This is a genomic window from Pseudarthrobacter lactosi (assembly GCF_055412785.1).
Map to the genome: position 1 here is coordinate 962,231 of NZ_JBVAYS010000001.1, position 18,907 is coordinate 981,137.

Genomic DNA, 18,907 nt, shown 5'->3' on the forward strand with positions numbered 1-18,907 from the left:
GGTTTGCCGGCAGGCGCCGTGCCCATGCGGCCACGGCGCCTGCCAGTGTTTCAAACAGCGCCCCATCGGGCGCCTGAATCCCGCGTTATTCCTTCCGAGGACCGGACACGGTACCGCCGGCTGCCAGAGACTTGCGGGCAACAACTCCCGCTGCAGCGAGCAGCATCACAATGAGGCCGGCCGCCCAGGGAGCAAGCCCCGTGCCGGAAGATGCCACGGCAGTCTGGACGTTGAAACCGGGGTTGGCAACCACGACGGCTGCACCCGCCGGCGTTCCTACAACCGCCCCACGGGGAGTTTCGGCCGGCGTCACCGGAGTGACTACCGGCGTCTCCGGAGTGACTACCGGGGGAACAACCGGAGTGACTACCGGGGGAACAACCGGCGGTACCTCCGGGGAGCAGGTGCAGGGCTCGCAACCGTTGTTGTAGATCTCCTGCCCTGCCTCGTCCCAGTTCTGGCCACCCGGCACACTGTCATTTGGAGGAATGATGTCTTCACCATTCTGGTGCCCCGCGTGGGCCTCCGCCGCATGCACGTCAACCGTGATGGCCACGTACGGGTTGGTTTCCGAGCCGGTGGCGTGGCAAATGGTGATCTTGTGCCCGTCGTCGCCGTTCCCATGACCGTCATCGCCGTTCCCGTGCCCGCCAGGGACCGCGCAGCCGGCATTCCAGATATCTACCTTGTCAAGGTTCTGGCCCCGGGGAAGTACTTTCCCGTCGTTGGCCGGAATGATGTCCTCATCGTACTGGTGTCCCACGTGGCCGTTGAGCCCGTTGAGGTTGATGGTCACCGACACGTAGGGGTTGGTTGCCGAGCCGGTGGCGTGGCAAATAGTGATCTTTTTCTCATCGTCGGAAGGCGACGCGGTAGCCGGCGCTGTGGCACCCAATAGCGCAAGACCCGCGACACCAAAAGCGGCAAGGATCCGTTTCATTTCCGTCTCCATCCATTGTCTGATCCAAACAGATCCAACAAACGGGAGAACAGCGCCATCCCCGACACGGAGGACAAAAGGCAAACAGACAGCATCGGGGGTTGACGGTTCTCCCAGATGCGAATCATCAGTTTGCTAACCAGACAAGGCTAGGCAGGCGGCTAGCAACAAGTCTCCAGTACTCACTACCCGCCTTCCGAGCCCGGTCCTACTGCCGGCCCAGGAACCGTACTCAGTACCCGCCTGTCACGGCAGGCCCTACTTACGGGCCCCGGAAACATACTCAGACCGGGTACAAACAAGTAGCCAACCCGGAATGGACTAGGCTTCGGCCGGCTCCTCATACTTGGGGAAGACGGGTGCCGGAGCAGGCAGCAGCGTACCGGCCACAATCGGCGTGGTGAGGGCGGCGAACTGGCGGGATCCGCCGTCGGGCTGTCCCAGAGTCTCCAACAGCGCGGCCGTGGCCGTGGGCATGACCGGCTGCGCCAGGATGGCGACGATGCGCAGCACTTCCAGCGTCACGTAAAGAACAGTGTTCATGCGTTCGACGTCGGTCTTCCGCAACACCCACGGGGCCTGCTCGGCGAAGTAGGCGTTGGTGTCCCCCAGGACGCCCCAGATGGCCTCCAGCGCGCGGCTGAATTCCTGCTTTTCGAAGGCCGCGCGGGCCGTTTCGAGGAGGCCGTTGGCCTGCTGCAGAATCGCGGTGTCTTCAGCCGTAAACGAACCCGGAACCGGGACCCGTCCCTCGCAGTTCTTGGCCACCATGGACAGCGAACGCTGCGCCAGGTTGCCGAAGTTGTTGGCCAGGTCCGAGTTCATGCGGCCCACGATGGCCTCATGGTTGTAGCTGCCGTCCGCACCGAACGGGACCTCGCGGAGGAAGAAGAACCGTACCTGGTCCAGTCCGTACTGCGCCACGAAGTCTGCCGGCGCCACCACGTTGCCGAGGGACTTGGACATCTTCACGCCGTTGTTGTGCAGGAAGCCGTGGATCATCACGCGCTTGGGAAGTTCTATGCCTGCACTCATCAGGAACGCCGGCCAGTAGATGGCGTGGAAGCGTGAGATGTCCTTGCCGATCACGTGCACGTCGGCGGGCCAGAACTTCTTGAACGATTCCGATTCGACGTCCGGATAGCCGACGCCGGTCAGGTAGTTGGTGAGCGCGTCAACCCAGACATACATCACGTGCTTGTCGTTGCCAGGGACGGGGACGCCCCAGTCGAAGGTGGTGCGGCTGATCGACAGGTCTTCGAGGCCGCGCTTGACGAAGCTGATGACCTCGTTGAAGCGGGACTGCGGTGCACCGAATTCCGGCTGGGCCTCGTACAGCGCCAGCAGGCGGTCCTGGTAGGAGGACAGCCGGAAGAAGTAGCTCTCCTCAGCCGTCCACGTCACCTCGGTGTCCGTCTCCTTCGAGTACCGCACGCCGTCGTCCTTGACCACGGTGTCGTCCTCGACATAGAAGGCCTCGTCCCGGACGGAGTACCAGCCCTCGTACTTGGACAGGTAGATATCGCCGTTGGCTTCCATCTTCTTCCAGATGGCCTGCGACGCGGCGTAGTGGTCAGCGTCCGTGGTCCGGATGAAGCGGTCGTACGTGATCCCCAGCGCGGCGTGGGCAGACTTGTAGACTTCCGCGTTGCGGTCCACCAGCTCCTTGGGCGTGAGGCCTTCCTTCTCGGCCGCCTGCGCAATCTTCATGCCGTGCTCGTCCGTGCCCGTCAGGAACATCACGTCAAAACCGTCAAGCCGCTTGAAGCGCGCCATGGCGTCGGTGGCGATGTACTCGTAGGCATGCCCGATGTGCGGAACACCGTTCGGGTAGGTGATGGCCGTGGTGATGTAGAACGGGGTTTTGGCTGTTGCGCTCACGTGCGGACGTTACCTTTGGTGCGAAGGGGTAGGGCTAGATCAGTTCAGTCAGCGTATCGCTCAGGCGGACCAGTTCGTGGTCGTGTGAAGCGACCAGCACTGCGATTCCGTCCGAAGTAGTGTCCTTGAGGATGCTGATGATGCGGTTGGCGGAGGCCCGGTCCAGGCTTGCCGTGGGCTCATCAACCACCAGCACACGCGTGCCCAGGATCAGGGCGCGCGCAATCGCCACACGCTGGCGTTCACCACCGGACAGCTGGGCCGGGCGGTGCCGCATGCGGCGGCCCAGGCCTACCAGGTCCAGGAGGTCCTTGGCCATGTCGCGGCGCTGGTCCACCTCACCGTCGGGCACGGCCGGCAGGAGGACGTTTTCGAGGGCACTCATGCCGTCGATCAGGGCACCGCCCTGGTCAACGTAACCGATCAGGGCCCGACGGCGGTCGGCGATTTCGTCGTCGCCCATGCTTTCGAGGGAATCGCCTTCCCAGAAGACGCGTCCCGACGTCGGCAGGGTCAGGCCCGCGCCGACAGTCAGGATGCTGGTCTTGCCGGATCCGCTTCGGCCGGCCACGCAGTGCATCTCGCCGGCGTGCAGCGTGAGGTCGAAACCCTCCACGACACTGACTGCTTCGGCACCGCTCTTGCCGCCGCCGTAGCGGATGGTGATGTCGCTCAGTTCCAGCGGGGTCCCGTGGTCCGCGGCCTTGACGATGGTGTTGGCACGGGTCTGCAGGGGCGTCTCAGCCAGGCCGGACCTCCGGCTCCGGTGAACATTCGTCTCGTTTGTCATTGGACCACTTTCGTTGCAATCGGTATCCAGCAAAGTACAGCCACCAGGCCGGCGACTCCGGCCCACAGCGCGGCATACGGGGCAAGCAGCAGCCCGATGCCCAGCGCGCCCAGGACGCCCAGTGGCAGGGCCACCGTGCCCACCAGCGCGTTTTCGAAGAGACGGACCTGGCGCAGCATGTCCGGGTTCCAGCCCATGGCCTCAAGGATGCCCAGGTACTGGCGTTTGGCGTTCAGCTCAAACCTGCCGGTCACCAACGTCAGGGTGAGGCCCACGGCCACGCCGGCGAGGGCCAGGAGCATGCTGGGCAGCGCCACGCTTGCTGCGGCCAGCCCGCTGAGCGCACTCGCGCCCGCTGCACGGGGGATGTCAATAAGCAAGGCAACCAGCCCGCCCACCGCGGCTCCAAAAACGCCCACCGCGACGGCCAGGGACAGGGTATTGAACTTGTTCGTGCTGAGCTGCCGGTTGGCAAACGTCAATGGAGAGTCCACCGGGATCAGCCGCTCGTCGTGCTGCGGTTCCTGATCCACCTCATCACGGTGACGCAGCTGTTGCGCCGCGAAGAAGGCTGCTGCCGCATACAGGGCCAGGACGGAGGCCGAGACGATCGCTGTGGTCACGCTCCAGCTCACCAAGCTCAGGACGATCCCAGCTACCGCGAGCAGCGCAGCGCCTACGGCGAATTCCTCGAGCACCCACTTCCTGATACGCAGCTGGGTCCAGCCCATGGCGCGGAGGGTTCCGGCTTCACGTTTGCGTTTCCGGATGTAGCTGACGGTGGAGGCGCCGGTCAGCAGCGCGGCTCCGCAGAGGGTGAGGAAGAGCAGTGTGATGTTTGTCCCGGTCAGCGAACCGGAGACAGCGTCGGCAGCGTTCTGCCGGACCCAGGACTGCTGGACGGTGCCCAGCGCTGACTCCTTGCCGGCGTCGTCCTTTGAGTATCCGGGGACAAAAATGCTGGCGTCTTCACGGGCCGAACCGGCCACAACCGTAGCCTCAAGACCCATCTCGCGGATCTCGCTGGCAAGCTTTTCGACGTCCGGCTGGGCTTCCTTCCAGCTGCCAGGGGCCTTGGCCCGGACACGCACCGCATCGATCACGGAGGCGTTGTCCTTGTAGCCGCGGGCTGCGGCCAGGCCGTAGAAGTCCGTGATAGCGCCAGCCGACTGGCTTGCCAGTCCGGTGGCACTGAGTGAAGGCTTGAGGCCGGTGTCGGTGACCGTCTTGCCGTCGGCGTCCTTGGTGAGGGTAAACGGGGTGGGGTCGTAGCCACCCAGCGGGAGGCGGTTGACGTCGCCAGCAGCCTTCTCCACGGCGGCGGGGTCAAAGGTCCCGTAAACCATGGCCAGCGGAGCCGCGAGCTTCTCCCCCGTTGCCAGGTCTTCCCGGTAGGAACGTTCATCCACGGGTTCACGCTGGGTCTGGTCCACCGGGGCGCCGTTGGCACCCTTCTCCGGCAGCCGGTTCACGGTGACCCAGTCGCGGGGGACGGCGGTCTTCTGGACTGCGCCATTGGCCGCGGCTTCGCCGTCGGTGTATTTCGGCGCGGCAGCGAAGTCAGTGCTCCAGGTGGCCGGGGTGTAGAGCCCCTGGTTGAAGTTGCCGCCACCGCCGAGGAGGCCGGAGTGGTCGGTGGAGCCGGGCCAGGACAGAGCGAACGGGTCCTTGGACACGAACGGCAGGTAGTCCTTGCCGAGGGAACGCGTGGCGGTGCCGACGTCCTTGACCACCTTGCCCGCTGCGTCGATCTCCTCGATCTTGACGTTGTACTTGAGGTCCAGCGAGGTGCCGGAACGGACAATCAGGGGAATGGCCTGCGAGTCCGCGGTCAGCTGTCCGCTGCGCTTGGCCTGCTGGTATTGCGTCATCAGAGGTGCCCAATATTTGAGCTTGACGCCGAGGAAGTCGGGGCCTTCGTTGAGCTCTTCCGTGCTGATGCCGTTGGTGAAGAGGCTTTCGAAGTGCCGGCCAATCGCTCCCGCGTTCCGCGCGTCAGCGGGCGGAGCCTTCTCCAGCGGGGCCAGGAAGTCGCCGGCCGAGCCAAGCAGTGCGCGCTCGGAAACGGGGTCCACGGCGACCACGGACTCGGTCACTTCGGGAGACATCGGCAGCGACACCGATAGGTTGAACAGGTTGTGTTCGGAGCCACCGGCAGGAGCGGGGAACTTGATGCCTGTCTCGCCTGCTGGAGGTGCGATCCGGATGCTGGTGCCCCCGGCCGTCTGCTCTTCGATCAGGCGGGCCTTGCCCAGGCTGCCCTCCGCGGTGGACTTGAACAAGGTCTGCTCAGAGACGCCGTCGGAGCTGACGGCGCTGGCGGTCAGGCGGTAGTTTTTGGCTTTGTCGCCAAGCACGGACTCGGCAGCGGGCCACTTGCTGGGCTCTGTGGCGCCGGCGGCCTGGTCTGTGGTGGCCGTGCCAGCCAGTCCCGAGTTGTAGCCAAGGTAGTCCATGGCGTCCAGCCGCGGGGCTTCCAGGTTCTGTGTCACGCGGGACACCAGGCTGATGGGGGCTGCCACGGAGGTACCGGAAAGCTTCCGGATGTTCTCGAGCTGGTCAAAGCCGATGCCGCCGCCGCCGTTGGCGATCTCCGGCTGCATCAGCGCCCCGGAGCCTGCCTTGGCCTGGACGAGGACGTCGTAGAGACCCCGCGAGTTCTCATCCACCGTTCGGTTTAGAGCGGCCTGAGACTGGCCTTGGACGAGGACCGACAAGCACATGGCTGCGATCAAGATGGCCGCGGTCAGCAGCAGCACTTTGCTTCTGATGAATCGCTGGACGGCGTTCATGGGGCTCCCTGAAACCTGGATTGCGTGCGCACACCGAGATCCGCAGGCGGCGGATATGAAGGATTTCCTGCCTGGTGTGCAAAAAGTATTGGCCGGTCTGCCAGCCTGGTCCCGAAACGGGACCCAGCCATTGTAAGCAGACCGGCCAATCATACGTGGCCGACGTTAAGCTTCGGTCACGCGTAGTTGATGGCGGTGCGGTTCTTAGTCCTCGAGGTCCACTTCGCGGACCATCTCCGCGCCGATGCCTGCCTTGATGGCGTCAAGCACCTGCTGCGGAACGGAACTGTCGATGGTGAGCAATGCCAGAACCTGGCCGCCCTCCGCCTGCCGTGCCACCTGCATGCCGGCAATGTTGATGTTGTTCATACCCAGGATGTGTCCGATGGTTCCGATCACACCGGGCCGGTCGGCGTAGGCCACTACCACGAGGTGCTCGCTGATGGGGATCTCCACGTCGTAGCCGTTGACTCCGACGAGCTTCTCCACCTGCTTCGGGCCCGTGAGCGTACCCGCCACGGAGATCTGGCTGCCGTCGCTCAAAGCACCCCGGATGGTCAGGACGTTGCGGTAGTCCTCTGCTTCGGCCGTCGTGATGAGGCGGACGTTGATGCCGCGCTGTTCGGCGATGACCGGGGCGTTGACGTAGGAAACCTGCTCGGTCACCACATCGGCGAAGATGCCCTTGAGCGCGGCAAGTTCCAGGACCTTGACGTCAAGGGCCGCGATCTCGCCGGCCACCTCGACGTCGATCTGGGTCAGCGAGGCGTGGGTCAGCGCGGTGAAGATCCGGCCCAGCTTTTCGATCAGCGGGATGCCCGGGCGGACGTCGGGGGCGATCACGCCGCCGGCCACGTTTACGGCATCCGGTACGAGCTCACCTGCCAGCGCCAAACGCACGGACTTGGCAACGGAGACGCCTGCCTTCTCTTGGGCTTCGTCGGTGGATGCACCAAGGTGCGGGGTGACCACCACGTTGTCCAGGGCGAAGAACGGCAGGTCCGTGCTGGGCTCCTTGACGAACACGTCAACGGCCGCGCCGGCGATCTGGCGGTCCTGCAGGGCTGCGTAGAGTGCCTCTTCATCCACGAGGCCGCCACGGGCCACGTTGACCACGTAGGCGGTGGACTTCATCTTGGTGAACGCGTCAGCGCCAAGCATGCCGACGGTTTCCGGCGTCTTGGGCATGTGGATGGTAACGAAGTCCGACTGGCTCAGGAGCTCATCCAAAGTGACGAGCCTGACGCCGAGCTGCGCGGCACGGGCCGAGGTGATGTACGGATCGTAGGCGAGGATTTCGGTGTCGAAGCCCTGGAGGCGGGCAGCAACGAGGGCGCCGATGCGGCCCAGGCCGATGATGCCGACCTTCTTCTCGAAGAGTTCGATGCCGGTGTACTTGGAGCGCTTCCATTCACCGTTTTTCAGCGCCGAGCTGGCCTGCGGGATGTGGCGTGCCAGGCTCAGGATATGGCCAACCGTCAGTTCGGCTGCCGAAATGATGTTCGACGTCGGGGCGTTGACCACCATCACGCCGGCCTGTGTGGCGGCTTTGATGTCAACGTTGTCCAGGCCAACACCAGCGCGGGCGATGACCTTGAGATTCTTCGCGGCGGCAATGGCTTCTGCATCCACCTGCGTGGCGGAGCGGACCAGGATGGCGTCCACGTCCGCGATGGCGGCAAGCAGCTGGGTCCGGTCGGCGCCATCGGTGTGGCGGATCTCGAAGTCCGGGCCGAGGGCCTCGATGGTGGCGGGCGAAAGTTCTTCGGCGAGCAGTACTACGGGTTTTGACACGGCTGATCCTCTGCGTTGCAGTCCTGGGGATGGGAACAAGTCTAGGCTGACAGAAAGGCCGGGCTCACATTGTTAAGTGTGAGCCCGGCCTCACTGTTGCACGGTGAATGGCGCCGGAAGGGCAGACTTAGCGGGCTGCGGAGCCGTCTACGTAGTCCTCGTCCGTCTGCTGCCAGGCGAACAGGGAGCGCAGCTCGCGGCCAACGGCCTCGATCGGGTGCTGCTCAGCCTTGGCACGCAGTGCCATGAACTCGGCTCCGCCGTTGTCCTGGTCGTCAATGAAACGCTTGGCGAAGGCACCACTCTGGATGTCGCCGAGGACAGCCTGCATGTTTTCCTTCACCGCGGGGGTGATGACGCGCGGGCCGGAGACGTAGTCGCCGTACTCTGCGGTGTCGGAAACGCTCCAGCGCTGCTTGGCGATGCCGCCTTCCCACATGAGGTCAACGATGAGCTTGAGCTCGTGGAGCACCTCGAAGTAGGCGATCTCCGGCTGGTAGCCGGCCTCGGTGAGGGTCTCGAAGCCGTACTGGACCAGCTGGGACACGCCGCCGCACAGGACAGCCTGCTCGCCGAAGAGGTCGGTTTCGGTCTCTTCGGTGAAGGTGGTCTTGATGACGCCGGCGCGGGTGCCGCCGATGGCCTTTGCGTAGGACTTGGCCAGGTCCCAGGCTGCGCCGGAGGCGTCCTGCTCCACGGCGATGATGTCCGGGATGCCACGGCCGGCTTCGAATTCGCGGCGCACAGTGTGGCCTGGGGCCTTCGGAGCGATCAGGATGACGTCAACGCCCTCAGGCGCCTCGATGTAACCGAAGCGGATGTTGAAGCCATGGGCGAAAGCCAGTGCCTTGCCGGGGGTCAGCTTGTCCTTGATGGACTCGTTGTAGATCGAGCGCTGGTGCTGGTCCGGTGCCAGGATCATGATGACGTCGGCCCATTCGGCGGCGTCGGAAACGGTCAGGGCCTTGAAGCCGGCTTCTTCGGCCTTGGCGATCGACTTCGAGCCCTCTTTGAGGGCAATGACAACCTCGACGCCGGAGTCGCGCAGGTTCAGCGCGTGGGCGTGGCCCTGGGAGCCATAGCCAACAATGGCAACCTTGCGACCCTGGATGATCGACAGGTCGGCGTCGTCGTCGTAGAACATTTCAGTCACTTGAGTAACTCCTCTTGAGTGTTTTCACTGGGTAAATAGTCTGGGGTGTTGCGGTACTGCACGGGCAATGCGCCGCAGGTGGGGACGCGCCCCGCCTAACTAAGCGCTGCGCAAAGCCCTGTCACTCATGGAGCGGGATCCCCGTCCAACGGCCAGGGTGCCGGACTGCACAATTTCGCGGATGCCGAAGGGCTCGAGCACTGAGAGCAGCGCCGTGAGCTTTTCGGGGTGGCCTGTTGCTTCAATGACCACGGAGTCTGTGGAGACGTCAACCACTGAAGCACGGAACAGGTCTGCAGCCTGGGTCACCTGCAGACGAGTTGCGGCATCCGCACGTACCTTGACCAGGATGTGGTCTCGCTGTACGGAAGATTCGGAGGTCAGCTCAACAATCTTGATCACGTTGACCAGCTTGTTGAGCTGCTTGGTGACCTGTTCAATGAGGTCACCGTCGGCGTCGACGACGACGGTCATCCGGGACATGCCCGGAACTTCCGTCGGGCCGACGGCCAGGGAGTTGATGTTGAAGGCGCGTCGGGCGAACAGGCTCGCGACGCGGGTCAGTACACCGGGCTTGTCTTCAACCAGAACGGACAATGTGTGGCGGGTCATGTTCAGTCCTCCTCTTCCCATTCCGGGGTCATGTTGCGGGCAACCTGGATCTGGTCGTTGCTCACGCCGGCGGGCACCATTGGCCACACCATGGAGTCGGGGCTCACCACGAAGTCGATGACTACGGGGCGGTCATTAATTTCGAGGGCCTTCTGGATGGTGGCATCAATATCCTCGTCCCGCTCGCAGCGGAAGGAAGCACAACCGTAGGCCTCCCCCAGCTTGACGAAGTCCGGGATCCGGACGGTCTGGTGGCCGGTGTTGAGGTCCGTGTTGGAGTAGCGGCCCTCGTAGAACAGGGTCTGCCATTGGCGGACCATGCCCAGCGAGGAGTTGTTGATGATGGCAACCTTGATGGGAATCTTGTTGATGGCGCACGTGGCCAGTTCCTGGTTGGTCATCTGGAAGCAACCGTCGCCGTCGATGGCCCAGACCACACGGTCCGGCTCCCCTACCTTGGCGCCCATGGCAGCCGGCACGGCATAGCCCATGGTGCCGGCGCCGCCTGAATTCAGCCAGGCGTGCGGGCGCTCGTACTTGATGAACTGCGCCGCCCACATCTGGTGCTGGCCAACGCCGGCAACGTAGATGCCTTCGGGGCCGGTCAGCGCGCCGATGCGTTCGATGACCCGCTGCGGAGCACTGAGCCCGTCCTCCGGCTCGGTCCAGCCCAGCGGGTACGTTTCCTTGAGGTTATTAAGGAACGCCCACCAGGTGGTGAGGTCCGGCGTGCCGGCGGATTCGAACTGTGAGCGGACCGCCTCGGTGAGTTCGGGGATGATTTCCCTGACGGAACCCACGATCGGCACGTCAGCCGTGCGGTTCTTGGAGATTTCGGCGGGATCAATATCCGCGTGGATCACCTTGGCGTTCGGTGCGAAGGACTTCAGGATTCCTGTCACCCGGTCATCGAAGCGGGCTCCGAGGGTGATGAGCAGATCGGACTGCTGCAGCGCGGTGACGGCGGAAACCGTGCCGTGCATGCCCGGCATACCCACGTGCTGCGGGTGGGAATCGGGGAACACACCGCGCGCCATCAAGGTGGTGACAACGGGCGCGCCGGTCAGCTCAGCCAGTTCACGGAGTTCCGCAGAGGCGTGAGCCTTCACCACGCCGCCGCCCACGTAGAGCACCGGCTTGGTGGCCGCAGCGATCAGCTTGGCTGCTTCGCGGACCTGCTTGTTGTGGCCGCGCGTCACCGGGCGGTAACCGGGGAGGTCGATCTTCGGCGGCCAGGAAAAGGTCATCTGACCCTGCTGGGCGTCCTTGGCGACGTCCACGAGGACCGGGCCGGGACGTCCGGACGAAGCCAGGTGGAACGCCTCCGCCATAACGTGCGGGATGTCGTTGGGGTCAGTCACCAGGAACGAATGCTTGGTGATCGGCATGGTGATGCCAACAATGTCGGCTTCCTGGAACGCGTCGGTGCCGATCACACCGCTGGATACCTGGCCGGTAATGGCTACTATCGGCACGGAATCCATGTGGGCATCCATGATGGCGGTAACGAGGTTGGTGGCACCGGGGCCGGAGGTGGCGATACAAACGCCCACCCGGCCGGTAACCATGGCGTAGCCTTGCGCGGCGTGGCCGGCTCCCTGTTCGTGACGGACCAGTACGTGATTCATGCTGGAGGCCATCAAGGGGTCATAGGTAGGCAGGATCGCGCCACCGGGCAAACCAAAAATATCGTCGACGCCGAGTTCTTCGAGCGAGCGGACAATAGCTTGCGAGCCGGTCATCACCGTTGGGGGTACAACGTTGTTCGGCCCAAGGACAGGAGAGACAGCGGCAAGATCAGCGACGACGGCGGCCTGATCGGCCGTTCGGTCGGCGCGTTCCGGAGCCTTGGGGGCTCCAGCGGACTTAGTAGCCATCAGCGAGGGGCTGATCGGCGATCCTTTGCTCATCGGACTCTTCCTTGTGGATCATCTTTGTACTTGGAAAATGCGGAAATAAAAAAACCCCTCAGCCTGGTGGCTTTTCGAGGGGTTGCGCGTGACGGTTCGTTACCAGTCGGGCTAGTCAGCCACGCGCTTGGTAAGGACGACGGATACACCCAAAGCGGCGCCGACAGTAACGAATGCGATCATGCGATCAGTTTTCCCTCTGCATGAGATGCCTGTCAACGAGGACTGTGCGCATCTCACTATGTGGACTTCATTGTCCACGGACTGACCCTGCCCCGACCCTCCGGCGCAAGCGCCGTCCGGCCGGGGGCCCTGGATCAGCCCTTATTAAGCCCTGCCGCCTCCGGCAGTCGCGTCGCCACCGGAGGCTTGAGGTACTTGAGTATCACCCGCAGTATGCGCCGGTCGAGGCGCTGTGCACCAGCTTGGCGTACTTGGCGAGCACGCCCTTGGTGAACTTGGCCGGGAGGGGCTCCCAGCCGAGCTTGCGGGATTCGAGCTCGGCCTCGTCAACCAGCAGGTCGAAGCTGCGGGCGGCGATGTCCACGCGGATCCGGTCACCGTCCTGGACGAAGGCGATGGGGCCGCCGTCGACGGCTTCCGGTGCCACGTGGCCGATGCACAGGCCGGTGGTTCCACCGGAGAAGCGGCCGTCGGTGAGGAGCAGGACGTCCTTGCCGAGGCCCGCACCCTTGATGGCGCCGGTGATGGCGAGCATTTCGCGCATGCCAGGCCCACCCTTGGGGCCTTCGTAGCGGATGACCACGACGTCGCCGGCCTTGATCAGGCCCTGGTCCAATGCGGCCAGGGCGCCCTGCTCACGCTCGAACACGCGGGCGGTGCCTTCGAAGACGTCGGCGTCGAAGCCGGCGCTCTTCACCACGGCACCTTCAGGCGCCATGCTGCCGTGCAGGATGGTGATGCCGCCTGTCTTGTGGATCGGATTGTCCATGGCACGGAGGATCTTGCCGTCCAGGTCCGGCGGGTTGATCGCGGCGAGGTTCTCGGCCACGGTCTTGCCCGTGACGGTGAGGCAGTCGCCGTGCAGCAGCCCGGCGTCGAGCAGTGCGCGCATGATGACCGGCACACCGCCGATCTTGTCAACGTCCGTCATGACGTAGCGGCCGAACGGCTTCAAGTCGCCCAGGTGCGGGATCTTGTCGCCGATGCGGTTGAAGTCCTCCAGGTTCAGCTCGACCTCTGCTTCGCGGGCGATGGCCAGCAGGTGCAGGACGGCGTTGGTGGAGCCACCGAAGGCCATGGTGACGGCGATGGCGTTTTCGAACGCCTTCTTGGTCATGATGTCCCGTGCGGTGATGCCGAGGCGGAGCAGGTTCACCACTGCTTCGCCGGACTTGCGGGCAAATTCATCACGACGGCGGTCTGCCGAGGGCGGGGCCGCGGAGCCGGGAAGGGACATGCCCAGCGCTTCCCCGATGCAGGCCATGGTGTTGGCCGTGTACATACCACCGCAGGCGCCTTCGCCGGGGCAGATGGCCTTTTCGATGCGGGTCAGGTCTTCGAGGCTCATCTTGCCCGCGGCGCAGGCACCGACGGCTTCGAAGGCGTCAATCAGGGTGACTTCTTTTTCCGAGCCGTCCTCGAGCTTGACCCAGCCGGGCATGATGGAGCCGGCGTAGAGGAACACACTGGCAAGGTCCAGGCGGGCGGCAGCCATGAGCATGCCCGGCAGGGACTTGTCACAGCCGGCGAGCAGGACGGAGCCGTCGATGCGCTCTGCCTGCATAACTGTTTCCACGGAGTCGGCAATGACTTCGCGGGAAACGAGCGAGAAGTGCATACCTTCGTGGCCCATGGAGATGCCGTCGGAGACCGAGATGGTGCCGAACTGCATGGGGAAACCGCCGCCTGCGTGGACGCCTTCCTTGGCGCCCTGGGCCAGCCGGTTCAGGGAGAGGTTGCAGGGAGTGATTTCATTCCAGGAACTGGCAACGCCGATCTGGGGTTTCGCGAAGTCGTCGTCGCCCATGCCCACTGCGCGGAACATACCGCGCGCGGGGGCGGCATGGATCCCGTCGGTGACGACCCGGCTTCGGGGCTTGATGTCGATCTTGTTCTCGGTTGCTGTTTGGGTGTCCTCACTCATGGGTCAAAGTCTATGACTCCGATCGGGACGCCAACGACTCGAACGGCCCCTTCGGCCCATTTTCCGGAATATTTCGATCAAATAGTGGACGCTCGTCTCAAAGTCTGAGACGGCCCCGTGCGGGCCTCCCGGAACCTAGACAGCCCTGTTCGCGCCGACGTACCGTCAGGGAACGGCAACCATGCCATTCGGACTGAAGGGCCCTGCTATGGATTTTGTCTTCTGGATTATCTTGATTGTGCTGATCGTGGGCGTTGTGTGGTGGCTGCTGAACCGCAGCAACTCCTCGGGCACCGGCGAATCCACGCCCATTAGGACGGACGGGGGCCTCTCCGGCGGAAGCGCGGCTGCCTCGGCGGAAGCCGCCGGCACGACGGGCATCCCCAGCGCTGCGGGCTTCGGCACTGCTGAGCCGGCACCACCGACGACGGCGGACGACGCGCCCGAGCGGTCCAGCACGGCGAAACACCAGGACGCCGGCGCCGGACACCAAACCGGTCTTGAAGGAGTCCACGTTCAAAAGGACACCAGCGTTGGGCAGGACGCCGGCGTTGAACCCATCGCAGCCGGTTCCACACAAGCTCCCGGTGCCGCAGACACCCCCACAACTGAACCATCGGAACACCGACCCGCCGAGGAACTGTCATCCCCCGAAAAGCTGTCATCCCCTGAAGTGCTGACATCCCCTGAAGAGCCGGCCGGCGTTGCGGAGCCTTCGTCCCCTGAGGGAGAGGCCCGTCCTGGGGAGCCGGCACGCTCTGAGGACGTATCAACGCAGGAACCTGAAATCCACGACCCCGGCAGCCAGGAGCCCGTGAGCCGGCAAGAAGACGAAGCTGAGTGGGAAACCCAGTGGTCAGAGGCAAGTGCGCCAACCCAACCCGCGGCCAGCCACAGGCCACCAGACGACGCAGCCACCGCTTTTGCAGATACCCCGCTCTCCGAAGCGCCACCGGCCCAGGGCACCGGCCCTGTGCATCATCCGGAGTACACGGAGCCCCACTCACCCACGCTGCCCGGCGCCGAAACGGCCGCTGCCGAAGCCGTTGAAGCCGAATCCGCGCCCATTGAGCCCACAGCGCCGGCGGATTCCGACGCGGCGCCGGAACCGTCAGGGCATCTGGCCGCGGACCAGCCCTACGGCGCCGGTTCCGCGTCGCCCGGCCCGGACGGCAGCGGACCGGCGGATTTCGACGTCAAGGCCGACGCCGGAACCATGGTCTACTACGAGGAGGGGCATCCTGACTATGAGCAGACGACAGCCGACGTCTGGTTTGAGTCGGCGGCCCACGCCGAAGCTGCCGGTTTCCGGGCTCCCCGGCGCACCCGCATCTGACCAGGCGGGGGCGCTCTTCCGTACCTTCGCGGCGGCCACGGCTCCCGCGGGCGCCTTCGCAGTGATCCTGGCCCTGCTCCTGTCGGGCTGCACCGGGGACGCCGCCGATGCTCCCACCGGCAACATCAATGGAACCGCGACCGGGACCGGGACCGAAATCGCGACAGGCACTGGAACCACCACGCCACCGAAGATAACGGCGCGGCTCGATCTTCAGCTCGACATTCCCTGGGCCGCGGTATTCCTGCCGAACGGAACCGCCGTCGTCTCCGAGCGTGACTCTGCGCTGCTGAAAGCTGTCCGTGATGGCAAGGCCACCACCATCGGCCAGGTCCCCGGCGTTGTCCCAGGCGGCGAGGGAGGACTGCTGGGCCTCGCCCTATCCCCCGAGTTTCCGGCCGACAGCTACCTCTACATGTACTTCACGTCCGCGCAGGACAACCGCATCGCGCGGTTGAAGCTGACGGAACAGCCTGACGGAACCCTGGATCTTGACGATCCCGAGGTGGTCTTTTCCGGAATTCCGAAAGCGTCCACCCACAACGGCGGCCGGATCCGGTTCGGCCCGGATGGGTTGCTGTACGTGGGAACTGGAGACTCCCAGCGCCGGGAACAGCCGCAGGACCCGAACGCCTTGGGCGGGAAGATCCTGCGGCTGACTCCGGAAGGTGACCCCGCCCCGGGTAACCCTTTTGGCAATGCCGTGTACAGCCTGGGGCACCGAAACGTCCAGGGTCTGGCGTGGGACAGTTCCGGTCGGCTCTGGGCCAGCGAGTTCGGCCCGGATGTCGACGACGAGCTCAACCTCATTGAGCCGGGCGCCAACTACGGGTGGCCGACAGTGACGGGTGCGCCACACCGGGAGGAGTACCGCGACGCGACGGTGGTATGGCCTTCGACGGCGGATTCCTCACCCAGCGGCCTGGAAATTGTCGGGTCGACCGCATACCTCGGCGCCCTGCGCGGCCAACGCCTCTGGACGGTGGCCCTGTCCGGCGCGGAGGCAGGCGCACCTGTGGCCTATTTCACACGTGAATACGGCAGGATTCGGGACATCATCCGGACCCCCGACGGCGGCTTCTGGCTGCTCACCAACAACAAAAACCCTGATTTTGTGCTGGTTATTGCCCCTCCCGGCTGAGCCTGCCGGCCCCAGCGGCTTCGATTTCACATGGTCCGAAAGTTCGTGTAGAGTTTCATGTCGTTGCGGAGATCAACCGGGAAAGAAAAAGCCCGGAAGGTAACCACATAAGAGATGCACCTCTAGCTCAATTGGCAGAGCAATTGACTCTTAATCAATGGGTTCCGGGTTCAAGTCCCGGGGGGTGCACAACAGAAACCCCGTCTTCATAGGCCTCAAGCCTGAAGGCGGGGTTTCGCTTTGCCCTGAAATCACTACAGGGGGTATTTAGGGGCTATCTACTTCAGCCAACGGTGCAGCTGATACTGGGCGGTCCGAGTTCAAACCGCTTCCTGGTTATCGGGTGCGCCGGGCTGCAGTCGCCCGTTTTGTAAGGCCGCATCCGGCTCAGGGCCGGATCGTGAAGATGAACCGACCGTCGCAGAGTGGCTCGCAGACCCTGCAGCCACGATGCGGGCCATTCCTGTCGTAACGCTGCGAAGCAGAGAAGACCCCGCCGTCCACAACGGCGGGGTCTTCTGCGGTCAGTTCTGGCTGTTTAGTGCCCGGTGGGCTGGTCGAAGCGCTGACCCGCCGGGTTGGACGGGAGGATCATCATGACCAGGACGGCGATGCTGCCCAGAATGGGAACCAGGTGCAATAGGAGCAGCCAGCCACTGAAGTTCCCGTCATGCAGTCGGCGGACCGACACTGCAAGAGAAGGCACAAGGGTGGCCAGCCCCCAGATAACGCCGAGGATGATTCCGACGATGGCAACCGGCCCGTACGACGGGGTTGCACCCAGGGCGGCGGACGTCGGTGCGGTCGTGCCGGCTCCGATGATGATGTTCAGGACGATGCCGATGATGGCGGAGACGAGCGTCCACCACCAGTATTCACTCCGGCTTGCACGGCCCGAGAATGCAGCGTACTTCTTGAAGAAACGCTTCACGGCGACCGGCAAAGGGGCGCCGTAATACGGTGCCCAGAGCGGCGGTTCACCGCCCTGCAAGTTTTGCTGCTGCGCCGGTGATTGTGGGTATTGCGGATAGCTCAAGGTTTCCCCCAGTAGTTTGGTGTGTTGAGACGGGCTCATCGTACGTCGAAACGGACCTAAGACACACTGTCGGTGACGACATAACCGTTAATCGCCCAGCCGAGAGCGGTCACGCAAAGGGGCGGTACCACACGATGCCGCCCCTCAGATGATCAGCGCGTCCGGCCGTTCCAGTGAGAGCGCCGCCTGCGAACCCGGATTCGGTCGCGGCGGCGCTCTCACTATAAAAACCTCAGCGCCGATACCGGCGGGGCTTTCCCGGATTTCGGGGATTGCTAGCCGAGCGGGGAACCGTCCACCAGGGCGCGCGTTGACGGCGAGGCGAACTGACTGGCCAACTCCCGGACCACTGACTGGAGCTCCTGCCGCAGGGCGTCAGGATCAATCGTCGCCGCGGCGAGTACCGAGCGTTCCATCTCAACCGCTGCGGCGGCGGCTTCCCGGCCGCTGTCGGTGAGGGACACCACCTGGCTGCGGCGGTCCGAGGTGCTGCGGACGCGGGCAATGTGGCCGTGGGACTCCAGCCGACTCAACGTCTTACCCATGGTCTGGGCCTGAACGCGCACATATTGGGCGAGTTGGGCCTGAGTCAGTGGCCCTTGTGCTGAGAGGACTTCGATAGCGATCACGCCGGCGTGCGTCAGTCCGATGGCGCTTAGCTTTTCGTTCCACGAGTGTTCAACGAGGCGTGCCGCAGTGGACAATAGGCGCCCAGTGGGCCAGCGATCCATGTCAGGCATACCAGCAAGTATAGCTAAGGCTGGTTAGCATCGGCCCTGGAGGATTACTAAACTGGTGTGTTCCGCCTGCAACGAGGAGATTAATAGTGGCTGACAGACTCTTGACCGGCGACGTGGCGCCCGGTTTCACCCTGAAGGATTCGTCGGGCAACGACGTCAGCCTGGCGTCGCGTCACGGCGGCAGCACCATCGTCTATTTCTACCCGGCCGCCGCCACCCCCGGCTGCACCAGGCAGGCCTGCGACTTCCGCGACAGCCTGGCGTCCTTCACATCCGCCGGCTACCGGGTCCTGGGCGTCTCGCCGGATTCTGTGGACAAACTTGCCGCCTTTGCCGCCAATGAGGACCTGAGCTTTCCGTTGCTTTCGGACGGGGACCACACCGTCGCCGAGGCCTATGGCGCCTGGGGCGAAAAGAAGAACTACGGACGGACCTATGAGGGACTCATCCGCAGCACCGTGGTGATCGATCCCGACGGCAAGGTGGCATTGGCCCAGTACAACGTCCGGGCCACCGGCCACGTGGCAAAACTGCGCCGCGACCTCAAGCTGGACGCATAACGCCTTAGGTGTAAAGGGCCGCCCGTACGGGCGGCAGGAACCGGCTGACCGGAACCCCGCCGGCCCGAGGCTACAATGGAAACTGGCATCCGCCGTCGTACGTTTTTTCCCAGGC

Annotated in this window: 15 protein-coding genes and 1 tRNA gene; 5 read left to right on the top strand and 11 right to left on the bottom strand. The window is 64.2% G+C overall.

The window, feature by feature from the left end; all coding sequences use genetic code 11:
- Positions 1-85: 85 nt before the first annotated feature.
- The 4 genes from ACZY0Q_RS04465 to ACZY0Q_RS04480 form a co-directional block, all read right to left on the bottom strand.
- Positions 86-940 (bottom strand): hypothetical protein, encoded by an 855-nt coding sequence (locus ACZY0Q_RS04465; protein WP_463914996.1) that lies wholly within the window; start codon positions 938-940, stop codon positions 86-88.
- Between the two features lie 321 nt (positions 941-1,261).
- Positions 1,262-2,821 carry a methionine--tRNA ligase gene (gene metG / locus ACZY0Q_RS04470; protein ID WP_463914997.1) on the bottom strand — a complete coding sequence of 520 codons (1,560 nt, stop codon included), beginning with the start codon at positions 2,819-2,821 and terminating at the stop codon, positions 1,262-1,264.
- A gap of 34 nt (positions 2,822-2,855) precedes the next feature.
- Positions 2,856-3,611 (bottom strand): ABC transporter ATP-binding protein, encoded by a 756-nt coding sequence (locus ACZY0Q_RS04475; protein WP_463914998.1) that lies wholly within the window; start codon positions 3,609-3,611, stop codon positions 2,856-2,858.
- Positions 3,608-6,403 (bottom strand): ABC transporter permease, encoded by a 2,796-nt coding sequence (locus ACZY0Q_RS04480; protein ID WP_463914999.1) that lies wholly within the window; start codon positions 6,401-6,403, stop codon positions 3,608-3,610. Before ACZY0Q_RS04480 ends, ACZY0Q_RS04475 begins: the two co-directional genes overlap by 4 nt.
- Between ACZY0Q_RS04480 and ACZY0Q_RS04485 the strand changes: the two genes are divergently transcribed.
- Positions 6,333-6,539 carry a hypothetical protein gene (locus tag ACZY0Q_RS04485; RefSeq protein ID WP_463916310.1) on the top strand — a complete coding sequence of 69 codons (207 nt, stop codon included), beginning with the start codon at positions 6,333-6,335 and terminating at the stop codon, positions 6,537-6,539. The genes ACZY0Q_RS04480 and ACZY0Q_RS04485 overlap by 71 nt on opposite strands.
- A 68-nt stretch (positions 6,540-6,607) precedes the next feature.
- Here ACZY0Q_RS04485 and serA read toward each other — a convergent pair whose 3' ends face one another.
- The 5 genes from serA to ilvD form a co-directional block, all read right to left on the bottom strand.
- Entirely contained in the window at positions 6,608-8,197 is a 1,590-nt protein-coding gene (gene serA, locus ACZY0Q_RS04490) for a phosphoglycerate dehydrogenase (protein WP_463915000.1), read from the bottom strand.
- A gap of 127 nt (positions 8,198-8,324) precedes the next feature.
- Complete coding sequence (gene ilvC, locus ACZY0Q_RS04495; protein WP_193342386.1) at positions 8,325-9,350, bottom strand: ketol-acid reductoisomerase; 1,026 nt, start codon at positions 9,348-9,350, stop codon at positions 8,325-8,327.
- Positions 9,351-9,449: 99 nt separating this feature from the next.
- Complete coding sequence (gene ilvN, locus ACZY0Q_RS04500; RefSeq protein WP_028271611.1) at positions 9,450-9,962, bottom strand: acetolactate synthase small subunit; 513 nt, start codon at positions 9,960-9,962, stop codon at positions 9,450-9,452.
- A 2-nt stretch (positions 9,963-9,964) separates the two neighbouring features.
- Positions 9,965-11,872 carry an acetolactate synthase large subunit gene (locus tag ACZY0Q_RS04505; RefSeq protein WP_463915001.1) on the bottom strand — a complete coding sequence of 636 codons (1,908 nt, stop codon included), beginning with the start codon at positions 11,870-11,872 and terminating at the stop codon, positions 9,965-9,967.
- 385 nt (positions 11,873-12,257) lie between these two features.
- Entirely contained in the window at positions 12,258-13,979 is a 1,722-nt protein-coding gene (gene ilvD / locus ACZY0Q_RS04510; protein WP_463915002.1) for a dihydroxy-acid dehydratase, read from the bottom strand.
- A 181-nt stretch (positions 13,980-14,160) separates the two neighbouring features.
- On the opposite strand from ilvD, the gene ACZY0Q_RS04515 reads away from it, so the two are divergent.
- The 3 genes from ACZY0Q_RS04515 to ACZY0Q_RS04525 all read left to right on the top strand — a co-directional run bounded on the left by ACZY0Q_RS04515 (position 14,161) and on the right by ACZY0Q_RS04525 (position 16,645).
- Positions 14,161-15,315 carry a sunset domain-containing protein gene (locus tag ACZY0Q_RS04515; protein WP_463915003.1) on the top strand — a complete coding sequence of 385 codons (1,155 nt, stop codon included), beginning with the start codon at positions 14,161-14,163 and terminating at the stop codon, positions 15,313-15,315.
- Complete coding sequence (locus tag ACZY0Q_RS04520) at positions 15,227-16,456, top strand: PQQ-dependent sugar dehydrogenase (RefSeq protein WP_463915004.1); 1,230 nt, start codon at positions 15,227-15,229, stop codon at positions 16,454-16,456. The genes ACZY0Q_RS04515 and ACZY0Q_RS04520 overlap by 89 nt, the downstream gene beginning before the upstream one ends.
- 116 nt (positions 16,457-16,572) lie before the next feature.
- Positions 16,573-16,645 (top strand) — tRNA-Lys (locus tag ACZY0Q_RS04525).
- 349 nt (positions 16,646-16,994) lie between these two features.
- On the opposite strand, the gene ACZY0Q_RS04530 is transcribed toward ACZY0Q_RS04525, so the two are convergent.
- Positions 16,995-17,492: a DUF805 domain-containing protein gene (locus ACZY0Q_RS04530; protein WP_463915005.1), complete on the bottom strand. Its 498-nt coding sequence runs from the start codon at positions 17,490-17,492 to the stop codon at positions 16,995-16,997.
- A 275-nt stretch (positions 17,493-17,767) separates the two neighbouring features.
- Positions 17,768-18,223 carry a MarR family winged helix-turn-helix transcriptional regulator gene (locus tag ACZY0Q_RS04535; RefSeq protein ID WP_463916249.1) on the bottom strand — a complete coding sequence of 152 codons (456 nt, stop codon included), beginning with the start codon at positions 18,221-18,223 and terminating at the stop codon, positions 17,768-17,770.
- A gap of 95 nt (positions 18,224-18,318) precedes the next feature.
- Between ACZY0Q_RS04535 and bcp the strand changes: the two genes are divergently transcribed.
- The gene (bcp, locus tag ACZY0Q_RS04540) at positions 18,319-18,792 is read left to right on the top strand and encodes a thioredoxin-dependent thiol peroxidase (protein ID WP_463915006.1); all 474 of its coding nucleotides are present in this window, start codon (positions 18,319-18,321) and stop codon (positions 18,790-18,792) included.
- Positions 18,793-18,907 lie beyond the last annotated feature (115 nt).